This is a genomic window from uncultured Albimonas sp. (genome assembly GCF_963977235.1).
In the GTDB taxonomy this organism is placed as follows: domain Bacteria; phylum Pseudomonadota; class Alphaproteobacteria; order Rhodobacterales; family Rhodobacteraceae; genus Albimonas.
Genome location: NZ_CAXBOD010000118.1, coordinates 1 through 5,414 on the forward strand (window position 1 = coordinate 1; position 5,414 = coordinate 5,414).

Consider the following 5,414-nt stretch of genomic DNA (forward strand, 5'->3'; position numbering starts at 1 on the left):
CCACGCGCGACGCCCCGGCGCGACGCCCGAACACCCCTCGGCAAGCGCCTGTTCTTTGGTGAGTCAGGAGCCCGCCGGAGGCTCCCCCCTTTGGGTCTCCCGCCATCCCCAGCCCCACGCGCAGCGCAGCCAAGCCCGCCCGCAGGGCGCCTGCAGACCGCTCCCCTATCGGCCCTCGATCCGCCAGGCGCCGACCGCCAGCCCTGCCGCCAGCAGCAGCATCAGCCACCCCGGCGCCAGCGGCGTCAGGGTGATGTCGCGCACGGAGTAGGCCTCCTGCCGGGCCATCCCGATCCAGCCGCGCCCCGAGGCCGTCCGCCCCGGGCGCACCCGGCGCAGGTCCGGCAGCCCGTCGGTCAGCCGCATCACCCCGCCGTTGGAGGCGTTGGCGAGCGAGGCCAGCACGGCGCCGGTCGAGACGGGATTCTCGAATTCCCTGGGGGCCGGCGGTCCGACCGCGGCGACGCCTTCCAGCACGCCGTCGGTCAGGGTCCACAGTCCCGGCTCCTCGGCCCGGATCGTGGCCTGCCAGCGCCCGGGGCCGACCTCCTCGAACTCCGCCTCCAGCGTCTCGCCGGAGGGGGAGACGGCGGTCAGGCGGCCCGGCGTGGTCTCGACCGAGCGGCGGGTGACGGTGACCTCGGCGCCGGCGACCTCGGCGGTCAGCGCCTCCTCCTCGAGCTCGGGCTCCTTCATCAGCCAGTGGGCGAGGCGGCGCAGCAGCTCCGCCTGCGGCCCGCCGCCCTCGAAACCGCGCGACCAGAGCCAGGCGTGATCGGAGGCGAGCGAGGCGACCCGCCCCTCCCCTACCCGGTCGAGGATCAGCAGCGGCGCCGCAGAAGCGCCCGACATCACTGTCTGCCCGGAGGTCGCCTCCAGCTCGATCTGGCGGAACCAGCGGCCCCAGGTGGGGCCCTCGCCGGCGGCCTCCGCGTCCTCCTGCGCCTCGGCCGAGGGGGCGGCCTGCACCGCGTTCTCGTGCACGAGGCCGGCGGTGACCGGGTGACGCTCGCCCAGCTCGGTGACCTCGGGGCGGTAGCCCTGCTCGAAGATCCGCGCGGTGGGGCGGCCCGGCAGGACCGAGCGCAGCGGCGTGCGATAGAGGCTTTCGACGCCCGCGAAGGCGGGGCCGGAGGCGATCAGGATCGCGCCGCCGTCGCGCACGTAGCGGGCCACGTTCTCGATATAGGCGTTGGGCAGGACGCCCCGTCGGCGGTAGCGGTCGAAGATGATCAGGTCGAACTCGTCGATCTTCTGCATGAAGAGCTCCCGCGTCGGGAACGAGATCAGCGAGAGTTCGAACACCGGCACCCCGTCCTGCTTGGTGGGGGGCCGAAGAATCGTGAAGTGCACCAGGTCGACCGAGGGGTCGGCCTTCAGGAGGTTGCGCCAGGTCCGCTCGCCCGGATGCGGCTCGCCCGAGACCAGCAGCACCCGCAGCCGGTCGCGCACGCCGTTGACCGAGAACACCGCGGCGTTGTTGCGGTCGGTCAGCTCGCCCTCGCGCATCGCCACCGACAGCGACACGACGTTCGAGCCGCCATGCTCGATCGGGATCGGCAGGGTCGAGGTGCGCCCGACGGGGGCGTCGACGACGCTGTGGATGCGGCCGTCGACGCGGACCTCGACCCGCGCGAAGCGGGTGGCCTCCTCGGGCGCGTCGCCCAGCGCCTCGACGCGGAAGGCGACGTCGACCTCCTCGCCCACGATGCCGAAGGCGGGGGCGGTCTGCAGGGCGAGGCGGCGATCCCACTCGCCCTCGCGGCCCGTCAGCAGGACGTGGACCGGGGCGGGGAAGTTGGAGAACACCTCGGCGTCATGGGCCTGGCCGTCGGTGACCAGGATCGCGCCGGCGATGCGGTCGGGCGCGATCTCGGCCGCCGCGCCCTCGAGCGCGGTCAGCAGGCGGGTGCCCTGGTCGGCGGTCTCGACGCTGTCCGCGCGGCGGTCGACGCGCACCGTGCGCACCTCCATCGGGGCGTCGGGATCGCGGGCCAGCGCGTCGAGGGCCGCGGCGAGCTCGGTCTCGGCCGCGGAGGTCTGCTCGTCGCGATCGTCGATGGCGTTCGAGGCGCTTTCGTCGATCACCACGATGGCGACGTCAGGCAGCGGATCGCGCAGCTCCTGGGTCAGCGAGGGGTTGCCGAGCGCGGCCAGCAGCGCCAGCGCGGCCAGCCCTCGCAGCGCCCATCCGGGCGAGCGGAGGAGCAGCGACAGGATCACCGCGCCGGCCGAGATCGCGGCGAGCGCCGCAAGCCATTCCAGCGGCAGCAGGGGGGCGAAGTCGATCTCGGCGTTCATGCGCGCGACGTCTCCTGCGGGGGCGGCGGGATCGGGCGGGACGGGGTCGGGGGCATCAGTTGCCCAGCCGTTCCAGCAGGGCGGGGACGTGGACCTGGTCGGACTTGTAGCTGCCGGTCAGCACATACATCACCAGATTGACCCCGAAGCGGAAGGCCATCTCGCGCTGACGGCCGCCGTCGCGGCCCACGGGCACCACGAACTGCCCGTCGTCGTCCACCGCCCAGGCCGAGGCCCAGTCCGCCGCCCCGATCACCACCGGCGAGACGCCGTCGTTGAGGTGGCGGAACGGGGTTCCGTCGGTCTCCGAGGCGTCGGCCGCGGCCTCGAGCCAGACCTCTCCGCCGCGCCAGCGGCCGGGATAGGACTGCAGCAGGTAGAAGGTGCGGGTCAGCACGTGGTCGGCGGGCGCGGGTTCCAGCGGGGGCAGGTCCAGCGGCGCGGCCAGCCGGCGCAGCGCCCGCCCCTCCGGCGTGCCGGTTCCGAAGCCGGAGGCCAGATGCGCGTCGCGGGTGTCGAAGACGATCATGCCCCCCGTGCGCGTGAACTCGTTCAGCCGTGCGTAGGCGGCGTCCGAGGGCGTGGGCATCTCGGCCGAGATCGGCCAGTAGAGCAGCGGGTAGAAGGCGAGCTCGTCGGTCTCGAGATCCACGCCGATCGGGTCCGCGGGCTCGACCGCGGTGCGCGAGGTCAGCACCCGCGACAGGCCCCGCAGCCCGGCCTCGGAGACGCGGTCCACCTCCGGGTCGCCGGTCAGCACATAGGCGAGCACGGTGTCGAGCGTCGCCGACAGCGCCTTGGCGTCGGCGGGAGAGCTGCCGGGGTCGCGCACCGCCCGCTCGCCCGCCGACTGGGCCCAGGCGGCGGGGGGAGCCGCGATCAGGCCCGCGGCCAGCGCCAGCGCGATCCCCGCGGCGGCCCGGCGCGGCAGGCGCAGGCGGCCGGCGACGGCCAGCGCCGCCACCGCGTCGAGGGCGAGCAGCATCAGCGCGGCGGCGAGCAGCGCGCCCTTGTAGTCCCGCTCCACCGCGCGGGTCATGCTTTCCACGCGAGCGGCGGCGGGGGGCGTCCCGGCGGGCGTCAGCTCGGTCTCGGCATCCGAAAGGTTGATCGCCACCGATCTCTCGCCCGAGCGCCAGACGCCGGGCGGGGCGTCGGGGCCCGGCCGGGCCTCGGCCAGCCGCGCGCCCTGCACGCCGCGCAGGCGGCCCGGGTCGGCGGGGCGGCCGTAGCCGTCAAGGATGGTGACCGGGGTCCAGATCGCGCCCTCCATCTGCTCGAGCGTCGCGTCGGGGGAGACGGAGGCGGCCAGCGCCAGCCGCTCGAGCATCTGCACGAACAGGCCCGAGAGGGGGAGGGACGACCATTCGGCGTTGGCGGTGACGTGGAACAGCACCACCCGGCCGTCGCCGCGGTCGGCCGCGGTGACCAGCGGGGTGCCGTCGGCGAGCGCGGCCTGGGTGCGCTCGGCGAGGTCGGGCCCGGGCTGGGCCAGCACCTGGCGGCGCACGTCGATGTCGCCGGGAACCGGCAGGCCCGAGAACACCGAGGCCTCGCCGAAGGGCCGGATGCCCTGCGGCGCCTCCCACGACATCGCGCCGCCCACGGCCCGGCCGCCGGCGCGCAGGCGCACGGGCAGCAGCGGATCCTCGCCCGTGGGACCGCCCGAGGCCGCGTCGCGCAGCGCCTCGGTCTCGGCCCGCGCGGTGCGGGCGCCGGCGAAGCGGACCAGCAGGCCGCCCTCCTCCATCCACGCGGTCAGCGCCGCGCGCTGGTCGTCGGTCATCACGCCGAGGTCGGCGAGGATGATGGCGTCGGGGCGGGAGTCGATGATCTCGCTCAGCGAGCCCTCGACCACCTCGGCGGTGGGCTGCAGCGCCTTGCGCAGGAAGTGAAGGGAGGAGGTGAGCGGCCGCGATCCCGCGTCGTCCTCGCCCGAGATCAGCCCCACGCGCTTGCGCCGCACCGCGTCGTCGGCAAGCGCCACGCCCCCGGCCGAAGGCTCGCCCAGGATCGCCACCCGCTCGACCTGGTTGCGCAGCTCGAGCGGCAGGTCAAAGGCGAGGTCGACGGTCGCCTCGCCCTCCGGGAACGCGGCCTCGGCCACCGCGAGACGGCGCTCGGCGCCCTCGGGGCCGCGGCCGATGGCGGCGGCGGTGACGCTGCGGGGGCCGGCGTCGGGATCGGCGCGCAGCGCGGTCGCGACCAGCGCGCCGTCGTCGAGCCGCGGCGGACGCAGGGCCAGCGCGAGGCGGTCGGGGCCGACCACGGTCAGGGGGCCGGCCTCGGCCAGCAGCTCGCCCAGGTCGCCGGAGTCGCCATGCGAGAGGCCGTCGGTCAGCCACAGCGTCTCGAACCCGTCGAGCGTCCCGTCCAGCGCCTCGACCGCGTCGGCGAAGGCGTCGCGGTCGGGGGCCCAGGGGCGGGGGGCCATCGCCTCGAGCGCGCCGCGCCAGTCGCCGGCGGGGCGGGCGGCGGGGGGCTGGCCGCCGGGCAGCGGGTCGGCGAGGTTGACGACCACCACCGGGCGGCCGGCGCGCTCGGCCTGCTCCAGCGCCTCCAGCGCCCGCTCGCGGCGGGCCTCCCAGTCGGGGGCCGAGGCCCAGCCGCCATCCAGAGCGACCACCAGCGAGCCGTCGCCGCCGAACTCCCGCTGCGGGTTCTCGACGGGCCGGGCGAAGGCGAGGATCGCGGCGGCGACCGCCAGAAGACGCAGCAGCAGCAGCCACCAGGGCGTGCGGTCGGGCATCCGCTCGGGGTCCTGCAGGCCCAGCAGCAGGCGCACGCCGGGAAAGCTGATCCGGCGCGGCGCGGGCGGGGTGGCGCGCAGCAGCCACCACAGCGCGGGCAGCACGGCCAGCGCCAGCAGCAGCCAGGGGTTCAGGAAGGCGATCGAGCCGATGCTCAGCATTCCGGGTCACCTTTCGCGCGGGGATCCGCGCCTCGCGTCGCGCCGCCGGGGATGGGGGCGCGGGGTTGCGTCGCCGCGGCCGCCGGACGGCCGGAGCGCGCCGCTGCCGCCGGACGCGCCAGGCGCCTCGGGCGCCGGTCCGCGCCCTGCCCGGCCGCAGCCGGCGCCTGCGCCCGCCTGAGCGGCGTCGTCCCCGATGGCG

Annotated in this window: 2 protein-coding genes; both read right to left on the bottom strand. The window is 76.0% G+C overall.

Annotated elements, in window-relative coordinates; translation table 11 throughout:
* Positions 1-165: 165 nt before the first annotated feature.
* Entirely contained in the window at positions 166-2,301 is a 2,136-nt protein-coding gene (locus tag AAC134_RS23330) for a hypothetical protein (RefSeq protein ID WP_339952122.1), read from the bottom strand.
* A 55-nt stretch (positions 2,302-2,356) separates the two neighbouring features.
* The gene (locus tag AAC134_RS23335) at positions 2,357-5,212 is read right to left on the bottom strand and encodes a DUF4159 domain-containing protein (RefSeq protein WP_339952124.1); all 2,856 of its coding nucleotides are present in this window, start codon (positions 5,210-5,212) and stop codon (positions 2,357-2,359) included.
* Positions 5,213-5,414 lie beyond the last annotated feature (202 nt).